Genomic DNA, 25,144 nt, shown 5'->3' on the forward strand with positions numbered 1-25,144 from the left:
CTTTCAGGCGGACGGCAAAGAGATGAGGGCTTCACCACCCGTCACTCGCTCGCCGCGCTGGTTCTCGGCCCAACACTCGATAGTGATCAGCTCACGCCCATCAGCCTCGCGGCTACGCGCCGTCACTCGACCGCGACAGGTCAAGACATCGCCCGGGCGCACCATGCTGGCGAAGCGCACCTTGAGGCGAGCAAGGAAGGCCTCGGGGTAAGAGGCGATCTGCTGCTCGATAAATTGGCCGAGGAAGGCCATGCTGAGCATCCCATGAGCGATGACCCCGTCAAGCCCGACGCGGCGGGCTGCCTCGTCGTCCAGGTGGATCGGGTTGTAATCGCCGGAAGCCTCAGCATAACGGCGGAGCTGTTCGCGGGTAACTGGCGGCTTTACCAGTGGGGGAAGTTCTGTGCCGATAGCTGCCTCGACAATGCTACTAGTCATAGCCTGCCTTTCATTGCATTGGGGAGAGTGGACTCGCAGCGTCCCTCCAGGGTGATCCACGGCGATCACCCCGGCCCTGGCTGGGGAGTACTCACTCACATACCGACGCGCTTGCGCAAGGATGCACTCTCACGCTCGCAGTTGGACATCTCTGAAATGCGGCAGCGGCAGCAACCGCTCTCGATAAAAACTGTAACATGATCAGGCCGCTTAGACAAGGGGCTGGGGGCCATAGGCCAGCGGAGCAGCCTGGCTTTCGTCATACCGGAGCCTGTGGAGCAGGCAGAAAAAAGCGGGCCTTTGTCGCCAGGCTGGCTGGTCGGCGAGGAGCCAGCCAGAGCCGGAGAGCAGCACGTTTGATCTGGTTCACCACGGTACGAGCTGGTTGCGCCACTCGCTCGGCGGCTCCTCGATGACCGCCGGCTGCCAGCCCGGCTCGCCGTAAAGAATATCTTCCTTCCAACTGGGATTTTTACGGCAAAAATGATAGCGGATGCGCCAGCGCTGGTTGATCTGCTGCTGCTCGTGATAGGCTGTCTCAACCCCAAGATGGAAGCTGAGCAGACGCGCATAGTAGGGCTGGAGGCGATACTCCAGATCGTCGGTGTTGAGATCATGCTCTGTGAAAGTCAGCTCCAGTGTAAAAACATAGGGATAGCTCAAAACTTCTGGGGCCCGGTCTTCTTCGTCAAGATAGTGGATCATGACCAGCATGCCTAACATTTCGAATTGGTAATAGAGCGCGTCGCGGGTCCGCTGCCGCTTGAAAGGAGGCAAGGAAAGAAGTGCGCCGATCTCGCTGGCGAGCTGATGCAGAGATTTCTCTGTTTTGATGAAGACCTGGAAAGACATAGAGATACTCCTTACAGGGGCGGAGATCCGAGGACAGTCGCGCCATCTGGGTGACAGACAACAGGTCTGATAGTGCTGTATGCCTCATCTTACTGCTCATGAGAGGGCCTGTCAATGTATATCAAGCCAGTTCCCTCTTTGCCTTGACAGAGGCGTGAGGCATCGGGTAGAGTTGAGGCAGACAAACAAGCAAGCAAAGCTGAGCCAGACGATCGAGTTGCAGCCAGCGCAGGGTAGACAGAAGGAGAGCGACGAAGGCTTGCGCTGTCTTTTTCCCTGCGCCTGGCTGGTCCTGCCAGGCGGTTCTATCCTCATCTCGGGCCTTCTGCTGCCGTAGCCGAGAGTGGCTCGGTAACTTTCTCGTAGCGCCTTGCTTCCAGCCAGAGGGAGGTGACCATGATTAAGCCCGAACCCAGCCCGCAGGACCTGCAGTATCTTGTTGCGCAGGCGGGGCTGGACGCGGACCAGTTACGGCGGGCCTATCGGCAGCTCTGCCTGATTCGCTCCTTCGAAGACCTCATCGCCGATCGCTACTACATTGGCAAAACGCCCGAGTTCAACATGGCGGCGGGGCCAATCCGGGGTGAGATGCACCTGGCCGTTGGCCAGGAAGCGGTGGCCGTGGGGGTTTGCTCTCTACTCCAGGAAAGCGATGCGGTCGTTAGCACCCATCGACCTCACCATCATGCTTTAGCCAAAGGGGTCGAACCAAAGAAGCTGGCGGCTGAAATCTTTGGCAAAGCCAGCGGCCTCTGCCGCGGCAAGGGTGGCCATATGCATCTCTTCGACACAAGCAGGCACTTCGCCTGCAGTGGGATCGTGGGGGCCTCCTTTCCCCAAGCAGCGGGAGCCGCCTTTGCCTTCCGCAAGCTTGGCCAGCGCCATGTGGCTGTCGCTTTCGCTGGCGAGGGGGCAGCCAATCATGGGACGTTTGCCGAGACGTTGAACGTGGCCAGCGTCTTCCAATTGCCTCTGGTGGTGGTCATTGAGGACAACCTCTACGCGGACTCGACACCAAAGTGGGCCGCTCTCTCCACGGTCCACCACTTTCAGCGGGCCCAGAGCTTCAATGTCCCCTCCTATGTCGTTGATGGCATGGACCTCATCGATGTCTACCGCGTGGCGAAGCTGGTGATCGAGCGCGCACGCAACGGCATGGGGCCAGCCCTCATCGAGGCGGTGTGCTATCGCTACCGCGGCCACTTTGAGGGGGATGCCGAAGAGTATCGGACGCGCGAGGAGGTTGAGCGCTGGCGGGCCCTTGATCCCATTCCGCGTCTGGAAGAGCGCCTCAAGGTGCTTGGCTGGGCCGATGAGGCCATGCTCAGCCGTCTGCGGGATGAAGCCCGGCAGGAGGCAGAAGCGGCAATCCTGTTTGCAGAGAGCAGTCCATTGCCGGAGCCGCAGGAGGCTCTGAGGGGGGTCTTCCAATGAGAAAGCTCAGAGGGCTGGCCTTTGCTATTGCTGAGGCCATTGATCAAGAGATGGCTCACAATGAGCGCCTGGTGGTCTTGGGCGAAGATGTCACCTACTGGGGAGCCGTCTTCGGCTTTACAATGGGACTTTTTCCGAAGTATGGGCGCGAGCGAATTGTGGACACGCCGATTACCGAGCAGACCTTTATGGGGATGGCCGTCGGAGCGGCCTCGGTTGGCCTTCACCCTGTGGTCTCGCTGATGTTCGTTGATTTCTGCGGGGCTGGCTTCGACCAGATGTTTAACCACATGGCCAAAAACCACTACATGTCGGGGGGCCAGTTGCCGATGCCTGTGACGGTCATCACCGCCATTGGCGGTGGCTATGGCGATGCCGCCCAGCATTCACAGGTCCTCTATGGCCTCTTTGCCCATCTGCCCGGCTTCAAGATCGTGGTGCCTGCCACGGCCTACGATGCCAAAGGTCTGACGGCGCGCGCGCTGGCAGACCCGAATCCGGTTATGATCTTCGGGCACAAGCTGCTAACGGGACTGCCTTTCTTGCCTTTCGAAGGCGAAGAGGAGGAAGTGCCCACGGAGCGCTACACTGTGGATTTTGGCCAGGCGGCTGTTCGCCGTCAGGGGCGGGACCTGACCATCGTCGCTGCTGGCCTGATGGTTCCTCGCAGTCTGAAGGCTGCCGAGCGCTTGGCTCAAGAAGGCATCTCAGCGGAGGTGATTGATCTGCGGACTTTGGTGCCTCTAGACGAGACCACACTGGTCGCCTCGGCTCGTAAGACTGGCCGGGTGCTGATTGTGGACGAGGATTACATGAGCTACGGGCTGAGCGGCGAGGTAGCCTTCCGCATTCAGGCTGGCGCGCTTGGCTCCCTCAAGGCCCCAATCCAACGGCTGGCAGTGCCCGATGTCCCGATTCCCTTCTCAGAGCCTTTGGAGAGTGCTGTCATTCCCAGTGTCCAGCGTATCTACGAGGCCGCTCGTAGCCTCGTTGGGGCCCAAGCGCTCGCTTGAATAAAGGCCAGAAACACGGCATACGGCATGCACCTCTGACTCTCGCTCAGGAACAGGACGCAGACGGGGCTGATTGGCTGGCTGACTGGTGACCTCAGCCCCGCCTGCTTTGTCTGCAGGAGAGGGAAGCTTGCACCTCTCAGCTCCCCCTGCTATACTGAGCAAAAGCCGATGGGCAGGTTCCGGCAGCCAGGAGGCTGCCGTTTCCTGCTAAAGCGTGGCCTGATGTGAGGCTGGCCTGCCTGGCCCGGAGCCCGGCCTTGTCCGGTCTCCTGATCCCAGCTGCGTCCTGCTTGCCTCCTCGAACGGCAGCAACGGGGCGTCTGATCTGGCGAGCAGATGGCCAAGGCCATGAGCAGGTGGGCTGACAAGGAGTACAGTAGAGCAAGGAACAAGTAAAGAGCAACGAAACCGTATGGCTGCGAGACGCAAACCCGGCCTGCCGGCTCTCCCGCCGGTACAGGCCGGCCCTATTCTACATGCCACCCCCCTGGTGGAGCGCTGGTTTTGGCACTACTGGCAGCGGTTAGGGCTGCCGGAGAGCGAGCTGGCACTATTGGTCCTGACCCAGGATCGTCGCGAGTATCAGCGCTGGACAGGCAAGCGACTCAACTTCATGGTGCTCGGCTGCTACTGCTACGTGCAGCTGGGCGGGAAGGTCAGTTCTTCGGTGGCTGATCGGGCCAGTCGCAAGCCGGGTCAACCGGAGAGTGGGCGAGCCAGTCCAATGCTGCCGCTGCCGGGCTTCAACGAAAGGGCAGTGTCTTGCTCGGCCTCCGCCGTAGGTGGTGAGGTAGCGCGCCATCGGCACTGCATTTTCATCGAGCCGGACATGCAGCCGCGCTCTATCGAGGTCACGGTAGCGCATGAGCTGATCCACCTTGCTGACCGGGTTCGGGGTACTCCGCGGCGCCATCGTCATCACGGCTATGATTCTATTGCCGCCGACGAGGCCGCCATTACCGGCTATGATCTGGAAGAGCTGCGGCGGCTGCTTCACGAAGAGAGCGCCCGTCGCGAGCAGCTGCGACGGGCACGAGCGCCTTTGCGTTATATCTATGTCTGTCCTAACTGCGGCAAGGAATACCCACGAGCACGCCGCTACAGTCGTCCAGTTTCCTGCAGCCTCTGCGACAAAACCTATAACCCACGCTACCGACTCCTGCTGGCCCGTGAGCTGCTCTAAGAAGCACTGAGCGGAGCTGAGGAGAGGTCTTGTCTGAGCGGGATCAGGTGGACGACAAACGGCAAAGCCGTCGGCAACCTACTTGGCGTAGCTATGCAAGCTCGGCACCAGGAAACTCACCCCGTAGTAAGTGAAGAGCGTGGCGGCGAAGCCGATGACCAGCAGCCAGCCGATGCGCTTGCCGCGCCAGCCACGGATACCGCGGGCGTGCAAATAGACGGCGTAGATTAACCAGGTGATCAGCGCTGAAGTCTCCTTGGGGTCCCAGCTCCAGAAGTGGCCCCAGGCATAATTTGCCCAGTAGGCTCCCAGAATCAAATTGAGGGCCAGCAAGGGGAAGCCAATGATCACGGCCTTGTAGCCCAGCTCATCGGCGGCCTCTGCCGAGGGCAGCCAGGCGATCCGCTGGCCGCTTCCGCCCTGGAGCAGGATAATCAGACCGGTCCCGAAGGCCACGCTGAAGAGCGCATAGGCAAAGATAGCCATCGAGACATGCAGCGTCAGAATGGGCTGGTCCTGCAGCGCTGGAATCAACTGGGCCGAGCCAGTGATCAGGTTGTAGGTGGTACCCACATAGATGGCGATGACCAGCGTCACCACCGAGAGCAGACAAACGTAGAGACCCCAGGCTCGCACACGCTCGTGAAAACGCGCCTCGAAAATCAGATAGCTGAGCAACAGAGCCGCCGTAAAGCTGACGCTGAACTCGAAGAGATTGCTCCAGGGAGCGTGCCCCGTCACAATCGTACGCAGCACCTGCGAAAGGACCAGGGTGAGGGCCGCGAACCAGCCAACGGTCGTGCCGATGCGCCCAACGGCGATCAGGCTGCGGTTCAGCGGAATTGGCTTCTCTCCATCGGGCTGCTCGTTGAGAATGACTTCGCTGCGCACCAGGGTGGCAACCCCTCCCTCGCTGCCGACAGCAGCAGCTGCTGCCGCTCGCTTGCTTCCCTGGGCCAGCTTACCTTTGCTGCGCTGACGTTGCTCCTCGCTGGCGACCTGCCTGGCCAGGCGCGCGGTGCCGATGGTATACCAGAGATAGGCCGCCGTCATGACGCCGATCATACAGAGGCCAGTAGTAAAAAGATACTTGGACAAGGTCGCCAACCCCTGCAGGGCCGCGGTGCCGCTACTGGCCGTCACCATGAAAAGCTGCATCACTAACCTCATTGATCATGTCATATCAGGACTGCCAGGCTGATTCTATTCGTCTCGCTTGTCACTCCTTTCGCGCATCAGAGGCGCGGCAGGAGGAGAGGTCAACGGAAGGTTTGGATCTGGTTATTAGAGATAGTAGCATAGCTGAGGAGGGGCGTCAAATGAAAGAACATGGCGCTGAGTAAGGGAGCCGTCTCCTGCCAGATGTATCAGCGAACGCAAGGCTGCTTGTTTTGTTGGCAAGGGGGCTGGAGCGGGCAGGGAGGGCTATCGCTCTGCTTCCTATGAAGATGTGCCCACGAGGCGGTAGTCGTGTTGCAGCTCTTGCAGCCAGGCGATGAGGGCGCGCGTCTGATGAATGCGGCTACGCAGCACCACGCGATCGAAGAAGGTCAGGTCCTGAGCGGGCGCGAACTGTTCCTGACCCCCCTGCAGCCCTTCGAGGTGGCGCAGGAATTCCTGACAGGCGGCGATCTGGCGCTCGATCAGAGTCGGCATCTCGACGGGCAGCACGTGCCGGATAAAGTAGAGCTTCAACAAGAACAGGATACGGATATCGCGCGGGCGCTCGACCGGTTCTGTCAACCAATGCCGAAAGTAGTCTCTGCCGGCAGGGGTCAAATGAAAGACCTTCCGTGGTGGACGCGAGCCTTGCGGCTCCAGCTGCGCTACAATGTAGTTGAGCCGCTCCAGCTTCTTGAGGAACGCATACATCTGGCTCATTTCCAGGTGGACAATCTGACCCAGGGTACCGCCCTGGAAATGCTGGAACATCTCGTAGCCATGCATGGGGCGCGCCTCCAGTAGCCCCAGAATGGCATATTCGGCAGGCTCGCTGACGTGCATACACCGCTCCTCTCGTGCAACGACCTGGCTCCTGGCTGCGCGGTCTGTCCTCTCATTATAGTCTACTCATAGAGACGCAGCAAGCTATCTCCCTTGTAAAGGAGGACGGCGACGGCCCAGAGGCAGAGTGCGGTCGAGCCGCTGAGGAGAGGGCCTTTTTCTTCGTCTGGCCTTATTGCTGGTGGCCTTATTGCTGGGGGATGCCTGGACGTCTCTGGCGGCGCCGCCAGTGCTTGCGGCCCAGGCGCCAGGCGAGCCAGCCTATTACGATTCCCGCCAGCAGCAGACCGGCGGCCCAGCCGCTTCCCTTGAGCAGTCGACTCAGCAGGGCATACTCGCTGGCCAGCCAGTAGCCGAGGCCGCAATAGAGGAGACTCCACAGGCCGGCTGCGAGCAGCTCCCAGAGCAAGAAGCGTCGATAGCGCATAGCCAGCATTCCCGCGCTAAGAGCGGTCAGCGAGCGCATATGACCGACCAGATGGGAGAAGAGGATGGCCTTCCCGCCGTGACGCTGGAGCCAGCGGCGGGCCAGGCGCAGGCGGGCAGTCAGTCGCCAGCGTCGATCGAGGTGGGCGGGCAGATGGAGGAGCACGGTCTGAGCGAGCAGCAGGCGCCCGATCAGATAGTCACAGTGGTAGCCGAGCACGGTGCCCAGCCAGACGCAGAGGAAAACAGCCACAATATCGAGCTGGCCTTGCCGTGCCAGAAAGGCCGCCAGCAAAGCCAGAGAGCCACCCGGCAGCAGCAGGCCCAGGAGGGCTGTATTCTCGGTGAAGGCTCCTAGCAAAGCCGCAGCATAGCCATACTGCTCATAGAATTGCTCTAGCCGGGCCAGCACCTTATCGCTGAGATCGTTCATCCGACTTTTTCCACAACAAGGCCTCATTGCGAGCCGGGCCGGTAGCCGATGGTTGAGATTCTACGGGCGCCGCCGACGGTGCAGAGGAAGAAAGGGAAGGTGGTGGTTGCCGACGGGCGCGCAGACGCAGCGCGATGTCGACGGCCAGCACCAGGCCCAGACAGAAAGCATAGACCAGATACTCGCTCCACCAAACCTGCTTCAGGAATGGCCCTAAGCGGAGGTCGCCCAAGATCATATGGCCCGCCGTCCAACCGAGGACCAGGGCAGCTACATCCAGGAGCCAGGGCAAGCGCCCGATCAGTTCCGCCACCAGGGCGCTCCCGAAGAGCAGAATAAGCAAGCTGAGCAGAATGCCTGCAGCCAGCAAGAGCAAATTGCCGTGAGCCAAGGCGCCAACGGCGATCACATTATCCAGGCTCATCGTGGCGTCGGCGATAATGATGGTCAGCAGGGCCTGCCAGAGCGAGGGGGCGCCCTTCCCGGATCTTACGCCAGCCTGGGGGGCGCCATCAGCGCCAGCAGGCTGGGCGCTCTCGGGATGATTGATGCGCTCCATCAGCAGATGAATCGCGATGTAGAGGAGCACCGCCCCTCCTAATGCCTGCAACAGCGGAAATGTCAGCAGCAGCGTTGCCACGATCGCAAAGAGGATGCGCAAGACCACTGCGCCACCGCCTCCAACCAGAATAGCCAGCCAGCGCTCTCGTCGCGGTAATCGGGCTGCAGCCGCGCCAATAACCAGGGCATTATCGCCGCTGAGCACCAGATCAATCAGAACAATGCCGCCAATAGCCCCAAGTAGTTCCAGCACCGTTTCTCTCTTTCCTCTCCTCCTGGCTAATATCGTCCATCGCTAGCTTCCGCGCCTGAACTGAGCCGCTCCCTTCCTGTTCTATTGCGGCCATCTAAGAGGGGGCCGGCTCAACCAGAGTGGTTGCCACGGAGAAGCTTCTAGTGGAAGTACGGTGGATGGGCGCCACAGGTTGTCAGCAATCCTACTGACAGCGGCGCTAAGGCACATGTTACCTGAAAGTGGTGATCCTCTTCCCTTGTAATCGATGGTCTCAACTGGCATTTTTAGCCGGTCTATGGTATGCTCTCTAGTGCTAAGACAAGTACAGGTAGATGTCTGTCAACTCATCGCTGCAGCAAAGCATGCAGTTACTCCTTGCATCCGGGCGCAGTGCTGTGCTACAATAACCGCATCTTTGCATTGTAAGACGAGAACAAAAGTTCTAAGGGGCCTGTGCATGGCTAACGGGAGCAGCTACGGACGCAACAGCCGATCAGAGGATCAGCCGGTCTTATTTGTTCCTCCGCGACGCAGGGCGACGCGCATCCTGCCTGCGGAGGGAGGAGGAGTGACGGAGCCGCCGCGTCTGCGAGGGCGGGCCTCTTCGTCGATACCCGTGACCACCATTGAATTGCCGGAGAATCGTCCCCCCGCGGGGCGATTCCTCGGGGTGCAAAGGCACTGGCTGGGGCCATTTTTGCTCTGCCTGGGGACCGTTGTTCTCGGTCTCCTGGTCATGCTGAGCGCCGCCATTTATGAGCGGGGCGCGCATCTCGACCTCGTAACGGTGCCTGGCCAGGTCTACCCGGTGCAGATTGGCGGCTCTTTCGACGCCTTCAACACCTGGGAAACCAGCACTGGCCCATTGCCACCCAAACAAAGTATCCCCTCCCATCCCGGTCCCTACTCGGTCCTGGGGAAGCCAACCATCACCGCCGATTTCATTAATAAGGTCCTTGCTGCTTATCACTCGCCGGCAGCTGGCAAAGGGCAGGCGCTCTATAACTATGGCGTACAGTATGGCATTGATCCCGTCTACGCGCTCGCCTTCTTTATGCATGAAAGTACCTTTGGCACCCAGGGAGTGGCGCGTGAAACGAAGTCGCTTGGCAACCTTCGTTGTATTCCCACTCGCCCCTGTACCAGTCCTGACGGGCATGGCTTCGCTATTATGTACAGTTGGGAAGATGGCTTCCTCCAGTGGTACAAGCTGATCCGCAATCTCTATGTGGCCCAGTGGGGATTAGTGACCATCGAGCAGATCATTCCAAAGTATGCACCCGCAGCCGATCACAACGATGAGAAGGCCTATATTCAAGCAGTTGAGCATGCCGTCGATACCTGGCGTGCTGGCAGCATCTATGTGACCTGAAGAGTAGCCACCTGGCTGGCTCAGCTGCTTCCCTCTCAGACCTGCCCTATGGGTGCGGCCTGGGAAATCTTCTCGACCTGCCCTTTCCCTTGCCCTGGCTGAGCAGGATGAGTCGTGCTCAGCCTGCTTCCGGGGGGAAGCTTATTTCCTCCCCAGCTTGGCCATCACTGCGCGCGTCAGCAAATGGATCTCCTCCACCCGCAGCATGAGAATGCAGGCCAGGTAGACAGCGGCGGCCACTCCCCCAGCTATCACAACTGTCAGCAAAGCGCCCAGGGTCGTCGCTTCGGAGAAGAAAGGCAACTGTCCCAGACCTGCTTGAAGCAGCCAGGCGATAAAGCCCATGATGGCGGCGGCCAGCAGGATCTTGCCCAACGCTGGCAGAGTTGTGCGCAGGCGTAAAGAGCCGTGTTGTACTCGCCAGATCAGGAGCAGGATCAGGGCGTGTGAGGAGTTTTGGACGGTATTGGCAAGGGCCAGGGCCGGCATGCCGATGGTGCTGTAGCCTGGCAGGGCCACGGCCAGATAGCCCAGGATCGTGATGAAGCCCACAGCCACCGGCACAATGGTATTTTTGCGCGCAAAGAAGGCGGCCATCAGAAGCTGGTCGACGGCCACGAAGGGCAGCTGGTAGGCATAGTTTTGCAGAGCTGTGGCTGCCAGGATCGTATCGTGCTGGGTATAGCGACCGTGGCGATAGATCAGGTCGCAGATCGGCTGGCGCAGAATGATCAATCCCAGGGCTGCCGGAATCATCACCAGCAATCCCAGGCGGATACCTGCCATCAGGGTCTCTTTAAACTGTTCCTCCTCGCCAGCGTTGGCCTGAACCGAGAGCAGCGGCAGAATTGAGAAAGCCAGGGCCGAGGCCACCAGCCCGATGGGGAACTGCAGCAGGCGGGTGGCGTTCTGCAAGGCGGTAACGTTGGCCGCACCGTCGCCGGGAGTCAGCGAGGCCAGATGCAGGTCAAAATTGGCAAGCAGTACGTTGAGGACGAAATAGCTGACAGCCACGGGGGCGTAGAGCTTGAGGATGCGCGGGATACCGGGATGGCGCAGCTGAAAGGTGAAGAGGTAGCCCAACTTCTGCCGCCGTATTCCTGGTAGGAGCAGGAGAATCTCGCCGACGGCCCCCAGTAACACGCCGCAGGCAATCCCGTACTGGCCAAAGTGCTGCTCGCCTATGAGCGCCCCAACAATGACGCCGATGATGATGCCGATGTGAAAGGCGGCGGTCGCAAAAGCTGGCCAGCCAAATTCTCGAAGAGTGTAGAGGGCTGCCAGTAGGACTGAGAAAGGTCCCAGGCCAACCAGCGAGAAAAAGATGATCTGCGAGTAATGCAGCGTCAGGGTTTTCTCGGCCCCCGTGTAGCCCTGGGCGATGAAATTCACAAAGAACGGGGCAAGGAGAGCGTAGCCTGTGGCTATCAGGAGCATGAGGAGCGTGACGACATTCACCAGGGTGAAAACCAGCTGGCGAAATTCCTGGCGTTTCTCGGGCGCGACGTAGTCGCTGAAGGTAGGGATCAGGGCCTTATCGACCGAGCCGTTAATGACGAAATCATAGAAGGTTTGCATGGAGACGCTGGCGGCCAGGAACGGCCCGGCGACGCTCTTACCGAGGGCCGCGATGACGATCTGGCGCACCATGCCCATGATGCTGCTGCCCAGATTACCGAGCATGACCAGCGAGGCCCCTCGTGCAACCTGGCCGTGGGGGCTGGAAGGGGCCGTCGGCGTAACGGCGGCAGCCGACGCTGTCTCTCCCTGCTCCTCTACCTCGACTGGCAGAGGTAGCTCGCCTTCCGCCGCGGGCGCCCCGGCGGTGATCAGCGGCAGCGGACCAGAGAGATGCCCCTGCGCTGGTGATCCCTCCGCCGCTGGATCTGTCTGCGTTGGATGTTGTGCTTCGTAGTCTGCCATAGGCTGGATCGATCCTATTTCCGTGCGATATGAAGCCTGCCTGGCCTGGCAGCCGGCGGGCCGTCATGCGCCTCCAAGACAACTGGTCGGCGCGAGTGGTGAGCGACAATGTGGACGGAACGCCCCTGTTCTGAGTGCTTCCGCTGGGGAAGCACGTCCGTGAAAGGCGAGCTGGCCAGCCAGGCTGCTAAGAGGTCATGGCAGGCGTTTGATGGCCATGATCAGCTCTGTCGTCGAATGGTGTGCCAGATATGGGATCAGGCGGACGCTGCCGCCGTAGTTCTGGACTACCTGGGCCTCCGGCAGGCGAGCGGGATCGGGCGTGTTGTCCCTGACCGAGGGCGAGACCGGGGAGGCGGCATAGTCGCCTCCTTTGACATAGATGGCCGGGCGGAGCAGGGCCACCAGATCGCAGGCCGTTGGCTCGCCGAAAATAGTCACATAGTCGACGCAGGCCAGAGCCGCCAAAATCTCGGCCCGCTCCTCCTGGGGTACGAGAGGCCGTCCTGGACCTTTGAGGACCCGCACACTCTCATCGCTATTGAGACCAACGATCAGAAAATCGCCCAGGGCACGGGCCTCCTGAAGATAGCGCACATGGCCCAGGTGCAGCAGGTCGAAACAGCCATTGGTGAAGACCGCCCGTTCACCGCTTTCCTGGCGTTGACGCACCAGGGGGGCCAGTTGCTCGCGCTCCATGATCTTGGCGCGCGTCGCCAGAGACGAGCCGAGGCGGCCCGCCGACGGAGCCGGTCCGGTGGGGCGAGCGCTGCCGCCCTGAGTTGTCTGCCTGGGTTCTCCTCCATTACTCATGCAGCGCATCCATCAATTCTTCTGGCGTATTGCTGGCGCAGCCGAGGCGGCGTACTACCAGCGCAGCAGCTACATTCGAAAGGAAAGCCGCCTCGGCCATCGTAGCGCCGGCGGTCAGGGCCAGCGTGAAGGTCGCAGCCACCGTGTCGCCGGCCCCGTTGGTATCGACCACCTCGCTGCTATGGCGGTTCAGGCGATAGATCGGCAGGTGCAGCGGCTCCCTGCCGACCTCGAAGAGGCTCATCCCCTCGCTTCCGCGGGTAATCAGCACGCCGCGGGCCTGGCTGCCTTCCAGCAGGAGCCGCCCGGCCTCGTTCAGCTCCTCCTCGTCGTGGATTGTCATGCCCAGCGTCGCCTCGGCTTCCGGCTGATTGGGAGTCAAGGCGGTGACGCCCTGGAAGCGGAAGAGCGAGCCATGCGAGTCCACCACGATGATCTTGCCCAGCTCACGTGCCAGTGGCAAGCAGGCGGCAATGATATCGGGGCTGATCACGCCGTTCTCGTAATCGGCGACCATGACCGCATCCATCAAGGGGAGCATGCGCTGAATATAGGCGATGATCTGGCTCTTGCAGGGTTCTGTGACCTCCGATGTGTCAACGCGATCGAGGCGTACAATGTGCTGACGTACGACCTGCGGGCTGCCGGCCAGAATACGTGTTTTGGTAGAAGTTGGGCGGCGCTGGTCGGTGAAGAGGCCCTCCTGGTGGATGCCCCAATCGCGAATGGCCTGACGCAGACGGGAGCCGGGGGCGTCATCACCGACCACGCCAGCCAGGAAGACCTCCGCGCCCAGGGCGCGCGCATTGACGGCCACATTGGTTGCGCCGCCTGGGATAGTGCGCTCCTCGCTTAGCTCAAGGATCAGGACGGGAGCCTCGCGAGCGATGCGCGTGGGGCGTCCGATCAAATACTCATCGGCGACCATATCGCCGATGACCAGCACGCGCTTGCCGGCGAAGGCTGAAATAAGAGCGCGCAGGCGTTCAAGCCTGCTGGTGCCAAGCTCTTCCTGCATCATGCTTCTGAATGCCTTCCTCGTCCCTTGAAGATTACCGCCAGTGCAAAGCGGGGCAGAGCCAGCATCCGGCGCCAGCGCCACGGCTCATGATAGAGGCGGTAGAGCCATTCCAGGCCCAGACGCTGCCAGGCACGAGGTGCCCGCTTCTTACGGCCCGAAAGGAAATCGAAGGCGCCACCAACTCCCATAGCCACGGCTACCGGCAGGCGTGGCAGGTTGCGCCAGATCCACAGCTCCTGTGCTGGAGCGCCGTAGGCCACACAGAGCAGGTCGGCCTGAGCGGCTGCCAGACGTTGCAGGATCGCCTCCTCTTCGGAAGGGGAGGGCGAACCGGCATAGGTGCCGGCGATCTGCAAGCCGGGGAAGCGCGCACAGAGGCGAGCGGCGGCGGCCTCGGCTACCCCGGGAGCGGCACCCAGTAAATAGAGACGATAGCCGTGGGCGGCGCAGCGCTCCGCCAGGGCCGGAATCAGATCGGCGCCTGTAATGCGCTCGGAGGCGGGCTGACCCAAATAGCGCGTTGCCCAGACCACGCCGATGCCGTCGGGTACGTTCAATGCTGCCTCGTTGATGGCCTGGCGAAAGGCCGGGTTGCGGCGAGCCTCCATCACGAACTCGGGATTGACCGTCGCGACCTGACGGCAGGGCAGACGGTTGCCACTGGCGCGCCGGCGGCGCATCTGCTCCTCGATAAAGGTGAGGGCTTCCTCCCGCGTAACGCAATCGATACGCACGCCGAGCACAGAGACAGAACGAGGGCTTCCCCGGCCCTGGCTGGGCATGCTCTCCACTTGCTCTACTGACATAGTGCCTGTTATAAGTACTCAGCCTGGTCAGGCGAGCCTGGCAGGGGGCATCACCATTACCAGCTCATAATCTCGGTCCTGGCGTCGGTCACGATCACATCGGGGCGTGTCTCTTCAATGAAGCGCCAGACATGATTAAGGACCTCTTCGGCGTGCTGGCTGCTGGTGCTCACGTAAGATAGCCCCAGGTAAGCGATCTGCCAGCGGTCATGCCCATCCACCTCGGCAATCGCTACCTCGAACTGGTTGCGCACGCGCGCCATAATCGATTTCAGAACCTGCCGTTTGGCTTTCAACGAATGGCACGACGGCAGATGCAATGTGATTTGACAGACTCCCACGACCATGAGGCTAGTATAGCACAGTTGGTTAGCTCTCGTGACCTGCTCGTCTTCACTACACGTACTTCCTGGTCCCGAGCCTGCCTGACCAGCTCCCCGGAGAGCTTCCTGTCGGTGGCCAGCCTCCTCACTGCTGGCCTGCCTGGGTGGCTCAGCGCCCCGCCCCAGCTTACTCACTCCCCTGCTCGCTTACTCGCTCGTGTAAGGCGCAGATGTAGCTGCAGGCCATCCCTGGGGTCATCCATTGCTATGGCAGGCCCCATGAACTGGTAAAGCTGTGCGGCAGGCAGGGCCCAGGTGCTGGTTCCACTCCGCCGGTTGCCAGTCGCTGAGGGACTTGCTGGCAATTGGTAGGCAGGATGGGACACTCTCGACGCCCTCAATTATGTCTGATAGAATTCATGAAGGCAACCATACAGGCCACTTTTCTTCCGCCACGAGCATGAAGGAGAAGGTAAGATGACAGAAGTTGGTACGCGGAGCGAAGAACAGCCCGTGCTCCCAATGCAGGGAGTGCCGCAGCCTCGTCGAGAAGAGGCCCTCAATCTACCGCGTGTGCATATATCTCGTCACCCTGTAGTGGCGCATAAGATGACCGCCCTGCGCGACAAGCGCACGCCGCCCACCGAATTCTATCGCCTGGTGAAGGAGATCGGGGCCTTGCTGGCATACGAGGCCACAGCCAATCTCTCGCTGGAGCCGGTCGAGGTTGAGACGCCGCTTCAGAAAACCATCGGTCAACGTTTGGCCGGCGGCATTGGCATTACACCGATTCTCCGCGCTGGTCTGGGACTGGCGGAGGGGTTCCGTGAGGTCATCCCCGATGCACAGGTCTGGCATCTGGGTTTGCGGCGCGACGAGCGGACACTCCAGGCCCAGGAGTACTATAATCGGCTGCCCAGTACGGTCAATCTGCAGGTCTGCTACGCCGTCGATCCGATGCTGGCCACCGGAGGCTCAGCGATCGATGCCATTTCGATCCTCAAGCAGCGTCATATTCCACGCATCTGCTATGTGGGCATCATCGCCGCGCCCTATGGATTGCGGCGCCTCTCACAGGCTCATCCAGATATTGACATCTATATTGCTGCTCTTGATGAGAGCCTGAACGATTACGGCTTTATCCTGCCGGGCCTGGGCGATGCCGGCGACCGGCAGTTTGGAACCTTCTGAGGAGGACGGCGAGGGGCGCGATGTCGGATGTGAACTATGACCCGGAACAGCTCCACTCAGAAGCCGCTCGGGAGCCAGACGGGCAGAACCAGACAGCCGGGGAGGCTGCTGTCTCCGAAGCGGCTTCCCAGGCTGGTGTCGAGGAGGCTGAGGGCGAACAGTCTGCGCCGGGGGGGGCGGCCACAGAGGAATGGGAGACAAATGGTGGTCCGCTGGGCTGCTGTCTGGGCGTCACTGTTGGCCTCCTGCTGAGCCTCTCTCTGCCTGTGGCCGCGCGCCTCATTGGCTCACCGCTCACCGATCTCCTCAACGGTGCGCTCCTGCGAGCGACGATGGCTCTGGTCGCTCTGGTGGCCGCCATCATCTGCGGCTACTTTGGCTGGAAAATCGGACGCCGCCTCTATCGTGAGTATGAGCTGAGTCCCCGCCAGCGTCGCCGCCTGGAGGAGCTGGAGCGCAGATATGCACAGCGCCAACGGAGATAGCTCTGAGCGGCGAACAAGGGAAGAGGGAAGGAAGGCCCATGCGGGCCTGGTCCATTGATCAGCCCCACAGAAGAGAGGATGGAGATCGTCATAAGAAGATAGGAGTGACCTTTGATTTTTTGCTTTTTGGTATCTTGCTACGTCATATAGAGAGAGGATCAGCGTACGACAGACAGAGATAGGTAGTAAGTATGTGTAAGCGATTCTACATCACTTGAGGGAGAGCTTCCCCTATGCGGATCGTTATCTTTTGTGATATGGAAGGGGTGGCCTGCATTGAGCACTGGGAGCAGGTCACAGCAGGTCATTCGCTGTATGAGGAGGCGCGCAGGCTCTACACAGACGAGATGAATGCGGCAGTGCGCGGGGCCCGTGCTGCTGGTGCCACAGAAATCACAGTGGTGGACTGTCACGGGGCTGGAGGCGCGTATAACTTCAAAAGCTTTCTTCCGGAGCGTCTGGAGTCTGGCGCACAATATGTGCTGGGCCATCCCTGGGCGCGCTACATCGAAGCCTTCGAGCGCGGCTGTGACGCCATTCTCTTTGTCGGGGCCCATGCGATGGCTGGCACGCCTGATGGTGTGCTCTGCCACACCGTTTCTTCCGAGGCCTGGTACAATGCCTGGATCAACGAGACGCGCGTTGGTGAGAGCGGCATTCTCTCTGCCATCGCTGGCTGCTGGGATGTGCCCGCCGTTTTTGTCTCCGGCGACGCCGCTACCTGCCGTGAGGTGAAAGCCCTGCTCGGTCCCCAGGTGGTTACTGCCGAGGTCAAGCGTGGACTGAGCTGCTTCTCAGCGGTCCATATGGCGCCACGTGATGCCTGCTCGCTGATCGAGATGGGGGTGGCACGGGCACTGAGCACGCGCAACTGGCCCAAACCCTATAAGCCGACCACCAGCCCGGTCACCTTCAGGGTCGAGCTGGCCGGGCCTGAACGGGTAAGTGACTTCAAGGGTCGTCAGGGCGTGGAGATTGTCGAACCGCGAACGGTGATCTCAACAGCCGCAACCTTCTGGCAGGCCTGGGACCAGTTTTGGTATCGCCATGCGTAACTGAGCCGAGGTGCGCTCTGATGCTGCTCAAGGCGGTCCCTGAGACCCCCGGGGTCAGCCTGGCTGACGCAGGTCCTGCCACACGTAGCTTCGCTCTATTCTCTGGCCACGCTGCTCTCTCTGACTTCTGAGCCGGCAAGGGATGCACAGAGCGCAACAACGGATTTGCAGAGCGCGTGGCCTCCACTCTTCACTTCTCCTGTTGCCGGGGCAACCGCCGAAGTGCCCGGCTCACCTCGGCTCACCTTGCCTCGCCTCGCCTGCTTCACAGCTCCTCTTGCACCTTGAACGGGGCCAGGCGCCGACGCAAGCCCTCGGTTAAACCGACCATCGCGTCAACGGCCTGCTTGCTGTGCTGCAAGTGCTCGTTGAGTTCCGTGCTCATGCGAGACATCTCTCCCACCGAAGCCACGGCCAGCTGTGAGCTTTTACTCTGGCGTTCCGTATCGACGTGGATCACGTCGGCCAGATCGGCGATCTGCTCAGCCACCGTCAGAATGGCATCCAGCTCGATGCCGGTCTGCGTGACCAGGTCGGTCTGAGTGATCACCTGCTGGGTGTTGCGTTCCACGCTCTGGGAAATGGCCGTTGTCTCGTGCTGCACTGTGCGGATATGGGTAGCGACCTTGCGCGCCGCTTCGGCGCTGCGCACTGCCAGCGTGCGAATCTCCTGAGCGATCACCGCGAAGCCCTGGCCATACTCACTGGCGCGCACGGCTTCAATGGCCGCGTTGAGGGCCAGCAGATTCATGCTAGCCGTCAGGTCAGTGATGGCCGTCACTGTCTCGTTAATCTCCTGGCCACTCTCGCTCAGGCGCTTCATGAGGCGTGCCGACTGCATGGTTGCCTCGCGTACCTGACGGATGCCCTCCACGGCGCGGTCCACCGTCTCCTGTCCCTTAGCCGTCACATCCAGAGCCTCCGAGGTCATCTGTGTCAGCCTGGCGGCGTGTTCGCCCAGTTGGCGGATCAGCGTTGTCAGCTGATCGACCTCGTGGGAGAGGTGGTAGACCTGGCGCTCCTGTTGATCGGCGTCGCGCACCAGCAGCTCGGCGCTTCGCTGCAGTCTGTGAGCGTAGTCATCGAGCGTGCGTGTGCTTTTCTGGAGATCGAAAACAATGGCGTGGAGCTGTTCAACCAAGGTATTGAGCACCGCCGCCACCGGCTCTAGAGAGGCGTGGCGGGCTTGCAGGCGAACCCGCAGATCGCCGCGGCTCAGCGGCTCCAGGTCTGCCCGCAAGGCGGCAATCGCCTCTTGTAAGGCCCGGTGCTCGGCCTCTTGCTGAGCAAAAACCTGGGCGTTATCGATGGCGATCGCTGCCTGATTGGCGAAGAGTTCCAGGATCTCAATGCGCTCCAGCGTCGGGATCTGGCCATCCTCCGGCTCGTCGAGCGAGATAAAGCCGACGAGCTGTTTCTTGCGTGGACTGTAGAGCGGCACGATCAGCATGTCGAGCGGATGCCAGCCGCCGGGCCGGTAGTCGCTGAGGGGCATATTGCCGACCAGGGTGACATCAGCAAACTCATGGATATGCTCATGTGAAATAAAATAGCTCTGGCTGATGCGAAACTCTGGGCGCATCTGGCGCAGCATCTGCTCCACCCGCATTGGGTGCTCGATGAGGCGGCGCTGATCATCGGCGGAAATGCCTGCGAAGGCCACTGCTTTCAAGTACTCGCTGTTCTCTTGCAGCAGCTTAATTACCGCGCTGCGGAAGCCGGTGCAGGCAGTGATCGAAGCAGCAATCTGCTGGAGCACCTCCTCCAGACCCAGCTCAGCGCGCAGCATATTGCCCAGGCGGATCAGCTCCTTGACCTGGCGTGTGTAGAGGGCCTGCTCCTGGGTGGTAGTAGGATTGGCCGTAGCGGTCGCGCTGGCTCCGCCAGCGGCGGGCCCTGCGGCGGGTCCGGGTCCGGCGGACTGAGGCCGTGAGGCGAAGCGCTCGCGCTCCGCCGAGGTATTGAGCGGGGGGAAGGTAGTCATAGCAGCCCTACTCCGTGCAAGGTTAGTCTTGTGATGGACGCTCCGTTCCTGGCGTGTCGGCTCATTGCCGCTGCGCAGGCGTACACGCAGGGGAATAAACCAGTTCTGCTGTTTTCTCTCTGCCATGCCAGCATCGTATTCCTTTCCAGTGTGGCCCGCGCGGTCTGGCCTGGCGGCAAAAAGCGGGGCAGCCGGTCTTGCCTCCTGTGCTTCCGGTGGGCGAAAAGGACTCCTATGCCGCGCTAAAAAGTCGCCTCCAGTCTTAGGGTGAGGATAGCATATTCTCATGCAAGAGTACAAGGTGGTGGGAAGATGGTTTGAAGATAGTCTTATCTTGAGGAAGCCAGGCGCGCCAGTGGTCCGCAGGAGCCGTCTGAGGGAGAGCGGCGCCTGCTCTGCCCCCTCCTCGCCTTAATTGAGCTGGGTGGGTGCCAGGGCATCGAGCGGGAGCAGGCCCTCCTCTATAGCCCGACTGAGGGCCTCGGTGCGCCCCGAGACGTGCAGCTTCTGGTAGATGTTGGCCAGGTGGAAGTTCACGGTGCGCTCGCTGACCTGCAGGCGACGTGCGATCTCCTTATTGCGCAGGCCGCGCGCCAGCAAGAGCAAAACCTGGCGCTCGCGTGCTGTCAGCGAGGTAGCGCTGCTGCTACTGCTGCTCTCCTCGCCCTGACTCAGGCGCGTCAGCAGGCGAGCTGCCAATTGGGGCTGCACCACCGTCTCGCCTCGGGCCACCGCGCGAATGGCCTGGACCAGCTCTTCGGGGGCCGCTTCCCTGAGCAGATAGCCCTCGGCCCCAGCTCGCAGCGCTGCTGAAAGGTGCTCGGGACGACTGGAGGCCGAAAGAACCAGGATACGGGTATCTGGGCTGAGCTGCTTCATCTGACGCAGGGTCTCTACTCCCTGCTCGTCGGGCAGAGGAAGGTCGAGCAGCACCACCTGTGGCCCCAATTCGAGGGCCTCGCCGCTGGCCTGAATGCCACTGGCAGCCTCGCCGATAACCTGCAGATCGGGATAGCTCTCTAGCAGGCGGCGCAAGCCGGCACGCATCACGGGTTGTGCAGCGACCACCAGCAGACGCAAGCCCTGCGAGGACCTCCCCGTCTCTGCGCTGCCGGCGGGCAAGAGTGCGGGAAGGCTAGAGTCGGACGGGCGCTCATACGGCAGGCTGGCGCTGATCTGGTGACCCTGACCTGGCTCGGCATTGATCGTCAGGCTGCCTCCTCGGGCACGTAGCTGCTGACCTAAGCCCTCTAGCGCCTCCTGGCTGCTGACAGCTGGCGCGAAGGGGGGTGCTGCCACGACTGTGCCAGCCTCATCGACCGAGCCATCGTCGCTGAGGGTCAACTGCAGCCGCTCGCGGCCATAGTGCAGGGTCAGGCGCAGATGGCGGACAGCGCGATACTGGGCGACAGCAGCCAGGGCAGCACGTGTCAGGCGATAAAGCAGAACGGCGGCTGAGGGGTCCAGCCGCCGCGCCTCACCCGTCACCTGGACCCGGCTGGCTGATCCCAGGGCCTCGGCGCGCTCCTCCACCAGTCGCCCCAGTGCCTCCGCCAACTGCTCGGTCTGTTGCTCCGGCTCCTCTCCGGCGGAGGTCGCGCTGGCGAGGCGCAGCTCAGTCAGCAGCGTCGTCACCTCCTCCTCCACCAATGCCAGGCCCTGGGCCACAGGAGCAAGCTGCTCGGGGGTGAGTGGTCCGTTCAGCAGCCTGTGCAAAGCCCGCAGCTGCAAAGCGATCGTACTTAAAGCCTCAAGCAAACCTTCGCTGGGCCCGCCAGTGCGGGCGCTATCTGCTGGTAGCATCAGTCAGCACTCCCCTGCAAATACGGGAAGCCAGCCGGTCTCTCCCGCTCGTGTTGGCGGTCCGCTCCGGCTGGCCTCGGACAGCGCAGGCCAGGCCCATCAGCCGGCCAGGCCAGGTGGTCTCAGACCTGGGCTGCCGCTCGTAGCGGCTCGATCACGATCTGGCCCTCGCGGACGTCGATCTGCACTGTATCGCCCTCGCGGACCGTCCCGTCCAGCAGCGCACGGGCCAGACGGTTCTCGACCTCGCGCTGGATTACTCGCTTGAGCGGGCGGGCACCGAAGTGGGGATCGTAGCTCTCGCTCGCCAACAGCTCGCGGGCCGCCTCGCTCACCTGCAAGCTGATGTGGCGTTCGGCCAGGCGCGGACGCAGGCGGTTGATCTGAATATCCACGATCTCCTTGATCCGCTCTGGCGCCAGCGGATGGAAGATCACAATCTCGTCGATACGGTTGATGAACTCCGGGCGGAAGCCCTCCTCACGCAGGCGCTGACGGACCTGCCGCTGGGCCTCTTCCTCATCGAGGCCCTCCAGCTCGGGCAGCCAGGTCGTGCCCACGTTGCTCGTCATAATAATGACCGTGTTCTTGAAGTCCACGGTGCGGCCCTGGCCATCGGTCAGGCGACCATCGTCGAGCAGCTGTAGCAAGACATTGAAGACATCGGGTGCCGCCTTCTCGATCTCGTCGAAGAGCACCACGCTATAAGGATGGCGACGCACAGCCTCCGTCAACTGACCACCCTCCTCATAGCCGACGTAGCCCGGCGGGGCACCGATCAGGCGCGAGACGCTATGCTTCTCCATGTACTCCGACATGTCGATGCGTACCAGCGCCTGCTCGTTATCGAAGAGGAACTCCGCCAAAGCGCGGGCCAGCTCGGTCTTGCCGACGCCGGTAGGGCCCAGGAACAGGAAGCTGGCCAGCGGACGATTGGGGTCCTGCAGGCCGGCGCGGGCCCGGCGAATGGCATCCGAGACCGCGCGCAGGGCATGGTCCTGACCGACCACCCGCTCGCGCAGGCGCTCCTCCATCTTCAGCAGCTTCTGGACCTCGCCCTCCATGAGCCTGGCGACCGGGATATGCGTCCACTTCGAGACGATCTCGGCAATATCCTCGGCGTCGACCTCCTCCTTCAGCATGCGCGCGCCCTGAATCTCGCTCAGCTTCCCCTCCATCTCGCGGATGCGGCGCTCCAGCTCTGGAATGACGCCGTAACGCAGGCGGGCCTGCTCCTCCAGGTTATACTCGCGCTCGGCCCGCTCCAGAGCCACCTGAGCCTCCTCCAGCTCTGTCTTCAGACGGCGCAGCGTCTCCACCGGCTCCCGCTCGCGCTCCAGCGAGAGGCGCAGACTATGCAGCTGCTCATTCAGATTGGCGATTTCCTGCTCCACCCGCTCGCGGCGCTCGCGGCTGGCGGGGTCAGTCTCCTTCTTCAGCGCCTCATGCTCCACCTGGAGCTGACGGATGCGGCGCTCCAGAGCGTCGATCTCGCTCGGCGTGCTATCCAGCTCCACGCGGCGCCGGCTGGCCGCCTCATCGATCAGATCGATAGCCTTATCCGGCAGGAAGCGGTCACTGATATAGCGTTTCGAGAGCACCGCCGCCGCCACCAGGGCGCTATCCTGGATGCGGACGCCGTGATGGACCTCATAGCGCTGCTTCAAGCCACGCAGAATGCTGATCGTGTCCTCGACCGACGGCTCCTCGACCATGATTGGCTGGAAGCGGCGCTCAAGGGCAGCGTCTTTCTCGATATATTTACGATACTCATCGAGGGTCGTTGCGCCGATGCAGTGCAGCTCGCCACGGGCCAGCAGAGGCTTAAGCATATTCGAGGCATCCATCGCCCCCTCAGCGGCGCCGGCCCCAACCAGCGTATGCAGCTCATCGATAAAGAGAATGATGCGCCCCTCAGCATTCTGGATCTCGCGCAGCACCGCCTTCAGGCGCTCCTCGAACTCGCCGCGGTACTTGGCACCGGCGATCAGCGCGCCCAAATCGAGAGTGATAATCTGCTTATCCTTGAGCGTCTTGGGCACATCGCCGCGCACAATACGCTGGGCCAGTCCCTCGACAATGGCCGTTTTCCCCACACCAGGATCGCCGATCAACACCGGGTTATTCTTCGTGCGCCGGCTCAGCACCTGGATGACGCGGCGAATCTCCTCGTCGCGCCCAATCACCGGGTCAAGCTTGCCCTGAGTCGCCAGGGCCGTCAGATTGCGCCCGTACTTCTCCAGGGCCTGATACTTGCCCTCGGGATTCTCATCCGTCACGCGCTGCGCACCGCGGATCGCACTCAGCGCCCGCAGCGTGGTATCGCGCGTCACCCCGGCAGCGCGGAAGGCACGCTGAATGGTCTCGCCGCCAACCTCAAAAAGCGCCAGCAGCAAATGCTCGACACTCAGATACTCATCCTTAAAGCTACTCATCTGGCGCCAGGCCTCTTCCAGGACCCGCCGCAGTTGCGGCGAAATACCCGGCTCGCTCCCCCCATAGACGCGCGGCATGCGCTCCAGCTCATTACGTACCACGCGCTGCGCTGCCGCCAGGTCACCTCCAGCCTTCTGGATCACCTCTCTCGTAATGCCACCCTGCTGCTCCAGCAGGGCAGAGAGCAGATGCTCTGGCTCAATCTGGCTATGGTTGTAGCTACGCGCTAACTCTGACGCATCCGTGATGGCCTCGCGGGCCTTCTCGGTTAAGCGCTCTAACTTCATGGCTCTTGTGCTCTCCCTCTGTTTGCCAACGTCTTACCTTGTCTGTTACTATACCACATTGAGTGCTTTATTGCAAGAAGATTTGAGTGACTTCTTATCAAAGTTTGGGAGAGAGGACCAAAATTGCCGGCTATGCTGGGAGGAGAGGCTATGATATAATGGCCGCGCCGTCCTGCTTCTCTCCCAGAAGAGAGAAGGCGAGCGCGGCGCTCAAGTCGGTCACTCAGTCAGTGAGTCAAGCCAATCAGCAATCAGCCAGTCAGCGATTCACTCACTCACTCACTCACTCACTCACTCACTCACTCACTATGCGGAGGCAGGACGAGGTGAGCGCGGAGACGCCGAACGGCAGAACAGAAGTAGCCGCCCTGCCGCAGGAGTTGCAGGGAGATGAGGCGCGTATAGCGGCAGCGATCGAGAGCCTGCTCTTTGTAGCGGGGCGACCGCTGGAGCAGCATGAGCTGCGCAAGGTCTTGGGCGTCCACGAGGAGGAGCTGCAGGCCGGTCTGCGTGTGCTGGCGCGTAGTTTGGAGGAGCAGCGGCGTGGGCTGCGTTTGCAGCGCCTGGGCACTCAGGTGCAGCTGGTGACGGCGCCGGAGAATGCGCGCTATGTGGCGGCGCTGCTGGGTCTGCCATTGACTGCCAGGCTGACGCCAGCGGCTCTGGAGACACTGGCGGTGATCTGCTATCGCCAGCCGATTACGCGCGCACAGATCGAGGCCATTCGCGGGGTGAATAGCGATCGGGCCCTGGCGAGCCTGATCCAACACGGACTGGTCGCCGAGGTAGGCCGGGCCCCGACAGTGGGCCATCCGGCTCTCTTTGCAACGACGCCGGAGTTTTTGCAACAGTTTGGGCTGACGAGCCTGGAGGAGTTGCCTCATATCGATGGACTGCCTGATGTTCAACGCGCTGTCCAGGCCCTGCAAGAACGGCTACCCTTGAGCAGCAGCCCGGCCACCTCTGCTGGCCAGGGAGGGCAGGGGCTCAGGACGGAGGCCTCGCCTTCCTGGAAAGAGGCCCCTGAGTTCTGACAAGCAGTCATGCGGCAGGCAGATCAGAA

General features: G+C 61.5%; 22 protein-coding genes. 8 read left to right on the plus strand and 14 right to left on the minus strand.

Annotated features, from left to right (window positions below; genetic code table 11):
• Nucleotides 1–3 precede the first annotated feature (3 nt).
• Together N688_RS00785 and N688_RS00790 are read right to left on the minus strand one after the other, a co-directional pair.
• Nucleotides 4–438, minus strand: a complete 435-nt coding sequence (locus N688_RS00785; RefSeq protein ID WP_052887503.1) for a MaoC/PaaZ C-terminal domain-containing protein — start codon at nucleotides 436–438, stop codon at nucleotides 4–6.
• A gap of 366 nt (nucleotides 439–804) precedes the next feature.
• Complete coding sequence (locus N688_RS00790) at nucleotides 805–1,290, minus strand: hypothetical protein (RefSeq protein WP_052887504.1); 486 nt, start codon at nucleotides 1,288–1,290, stop codon at nucleotides 805–807.
• A 396-nt stretch (nucleotides 1,291–1,686) separates the two neighbouring features.
• On the opposite strand from N688_RS00790, the gene N688_RS00795 reads away from it, so the two are divergent.
• The 3 genes from N688_RS00795 (at nucleotide 1,687) to N688_RS00805 (ending at nucleotide 4,923) form a co-directional block, all read left to right on the plus strand.
• The gene (locus tag N688_RS00795) at nucleotides 1,687–2,724 is read left to right on the plus strand and encodes a thiamine pyrophosphate-dependent dehydrogenase E1 component subunit alpha (RefSeq protein ID WP_052887505.1); all 1,038 of its coding nucleotides are present in this window, start codon (nucleotides 1,687–1,689) and stop codon (nucleotides 2,722–2,724) included.
• Nucleotides 2,721–3,737: an alpha-ketoacid dehydrogenase subunit beta gene (locus N688_RS00800; protein ID WP_052887506.1), complete on the plus strand. Its 1,017-nt coding sequence runs from the start codon at nucleotides 2,721–2,723 to the stop codon at nucleotides 3,735–3,737. The genes N688_RS00795 and N688_RS00800 overlap by 4 nt, the downstream gene beginning before the upstream one ends.
• A 415-nt stretch (nucleotides 3,738–4,152) precedes the next feature.
• Complete coding sequence (locus N688_RS00805; RefSeq protein ID WP_052887507.1) at nucleotides 4,153–4,923, plus strand: hypothetical protein; 771 nt, start codon at nucleotides 4,153–4,155, stop codon at nucleotides 4,921–4,923.
• A gap of 78 nt (nucleotides 4,924–5,001) precedes the next feature.
• Here N688_RS00805 and ccsB read toward each other — a convergent pair whose 3' ends face one another.
• The 4 genes from ccsB to N688_RS00825 all read right to left on the minus strand — a co-directional run bounded on the left by ccsB (nucleotide 5,002) and on the right by N688_RS00825 (nucleotide 8,600).
• A complete protein-coding gene (gene ccsB, locus N688_RS00810; protein ID WP_052887508.1) occupies nucleotides 5,002–6,081 on the minus strand; it encodes a c-type cytochrome biogenesis protein CcsB in 1,080 nt (359 codons plus the stop codon).
• Between the two features lie 282 nt (nucleotides 6,082–6,363).
• Nucleotides 6,364–6,927 (minus strand): PadR family transcriptional regulator, encoded by a 564-nt coding sequence (locus tag N688_RS00815; protein WP_052887509.1) that lies wholly within the window; start codon nucleotides 6,925–6,927, stop codon nucleotides 6,364–6,366.
• A 187-nt stretch (nucleotides 6,928–7,114) separates the two neighbouring features.
• Nucleotides 7,115–7,786, minus strand: a complete 672-nt coding sequence (locus N688_RS00820; protein ID WP_052887510.1) for a DedA family protein — start codon at nucleotides 7,784–7,786, stop codon at nucleotides 7,115–7,117.
• Nucleotides 7,767–8,600 (minus strand): YjbE family putative metal transport protein, encoded by an 834-nt coding sequence (locus N688_RS00825; protein WP_052887511.1) that lies wholly within the window; start codon nucleotides 8,598–8,600, stop codon nucleotides 7,767–7,769. The genes N688_RS00820 and N688_RS00825 overlap by 20 nt, the downstream gene beginning before the upstream one ends.
• Before the next feature lie 439 nt (nucleotides 8,601–9,039).
• Between N688_RS00825 and N688_RS00830 the strand changes: the two genes are divergently transcribed.
• Nucleotides 9,040–9,954, plus strand: coding sequence for a glucosaminidase domain-containing protein (locus N688_RS00830; RefSeq protein ID WP_052887512.1), 915 nt, complete (start codon nucleotides 9,040–9,042; stop codon nucleotides 9,952–9,954).
• Between the two features lie 141 nt (nucleotides 9,955–10,095).
• On the opposite strand, the gene murJ is transcribed toward N688_RS00830, so the two are convergent.
• The 5 genes from murJ to N688_RS23310 form a co-directional block, all read right to left on the minus strand.
• On the minus strand, nucleotides 10,096–11,877 hold the full coding sequence (murJ, locus tag N688_RS00835; RefSeq protein WP_052887513.1) for a murein biosynthesis integral membrane protein MurJ: 1,782 nt from the start codon (nucleotides 11,875–11,877) through the stop codon (nucleotides 10,096–10,098).
• A gap of 195 nt (nucleotides 11,878–12,072) precedes the next feature.
• Nucleotides 12,073–12,690: an adenylyltransferase/cytidyltransferase family protein gene (locus N688_RS00840; RefSeq protein ID WP_081839137.1), complete on the minus strand. Its 618-nt coding sequence runs from the start codon at nucleotides 12,688–12,690 to the stop codon at nucleotides 12,073–12,075.
• Entirely contained in the window at nucleotides 12,683–13,711 is a 1,029-nt protein-coding gene (locus N688_RS00845) for a bifunctional heptose 7-phosphate kinase/heptose 1-phosphate adenyltransferase (protein WP_081838377.1), read from the minus strand. The genes N688_RS00840 and N688_RS00845 overlap by 8 nt, the downstream gene beginning before the upstream one ends.
• On the minus strand, nucleotides 13,708–14,517 hold the full coding sequence (locus tag N688_RS00850) for a WecB/TagA/CpsF family glycosyltransferase (RefSeq protein ID WP_202901807.1): 810 nt from the start codon (nucleotides 14,515–14,517) through the stop codon (nucleotides 13,708–13,710). Before N688_RS00850 ends, N688_RS00845 begins: the two co-directional genes overlap by 4 nt.
• 56 nt (nucleotides 14,518–14,573) lie before the next feature.
• On the minus strand, nucleotides 14,574–15,035 hold the full coding sequence (locus N688_RS23310; protein WP_202901808.1) for a DUF503 domain-containing protein: 462 nt from the start codon (nucleotides 15,033–15,035) through the stop codon (nucleotides 14,574–14,576).
• Between the two features lie 327 nt (nucleotides 15,036–15,362).
• On the opposite strand from N688_RS23310, the gene upp reads away from it, so the two are divergent.
• The 3 genes from upp to N688_RS00870 all read left to right on the plus strand — a co-directional run bounded on the left by upp (nucleotide 15,363) and on the right by N688_RS00870 (nucleotide 17,571).
• Nucleotides 15,363–16,031, plus strand: coding sequence for a uracil phosphoribosyltransferase (upp, locus tag N688_RS00860; protein ID WP_052891320.1), 669 nt, complete (start codon nucleotides 15,363–15,365; stop codon nucleotides 16,029–16,031).
• Nucleotides 16,032–16,051: 20 nt separating this feature from the next.
• Nucleotides 16,052–16,516, plus strand: a complete 465-nt coding sequence (locus tag N688_RS00865; protein ID WP_052887516.1) for a hypothetical protein — start codon at nucleotides 16,052–16,054, stop codon at nucleotides 16,514–16,516.
• Nucleotides 16,517–16,749: 233 nt separating this feature from the next.
• Nucleotides 16,750–17,571 carry a M55 family metallopeptidase gene (locus tag N688_RS00870; RefSeq protein ID WP_052887517.1) on the plus strand — a complete coding sequence of 274 codons (822 nt, stop codon included), beginning with the start codon at nucleotides 16,750–16,752 and terminating at the stop codon, nucleotides 17,569–17,571.
• Between the two features lie 265 nt (nucleotides 17,572–17,836).
• Here the strand turns inward: N688_RS00870 and N688_RS00875 are convergent, their stop codons facing one another.
• The 3 genes from N688_RS00875 to clpB form a co-directional block, all read right to left on the minus strand.
• Nucleotides 17,837–19,681, minus strand: coding sequence for a methyl-accepting chemotaxis protein (locus N688_RS00875; RefSeq protein WP_052887518.1), 1,845 nt, complete (start codon nucleotides 19,679–19,681; stop codon nucleotides 17,837–17,839).
• A gap of 285 nt (nucleotides 19,682–19,966) precedes the next feature.
• The gene (locus N688_RS00880) at nucleotides 19,967–21,358 is read right to left on the minus strand and encodes a helix-turn-helix transcriptional regulator (protein WP_052887519.1); all 1,392 of its coding nucleotides are present in this window, start codon (nucleotides 21,356–21,358) and stop codon (nucleotides 19,967–19,969) included.
• Between the two features lie 122 nt (nucleotides 21,359–21,480).
• Nucleotides 21,481–24,081, minus strand: coding sequence for an ATP-dependent chaperone ClpB (clpB, locus tag N688_RS00885; RefSeq protein ID WP_052887520.1), 2,601 nt, complete (start codon nucleotides 24,079–24,081; stop codon nucleotides 21,481–21,483).
• 326 nt (nucleotides 24,082–24,407) lie between these two features.
• On the opposite strand from clpB, the gene scpB reads away from it, so the two are divergent.
• A complete protein-coding gene (gene scpB, locus N688_RS00890) occupies nucleotides 24,408–25,115 on the plus strand; it encodes an SMC-Scp complex subunit ScpB (RefSeq protein WP_202901809.1) in 708 nt (235 codons plus the stop codon).
• The last annotated feature ends 29 nt before the right edge of the window (nucleotides 25,116–25,144 follow it).

It is taken from the genome of Thermogemmatispora carboxidivorans, from assembly GCF_000702505.1.
GTDB classification, from domain to species: domain Bacteria; phylum Chloroflexota; class Ktedonobacteria; order Ktedonobacterales; family Ktedonobacteraceae; genus Thermogemmatispora; species Thermogemmatispora carboxidivorans.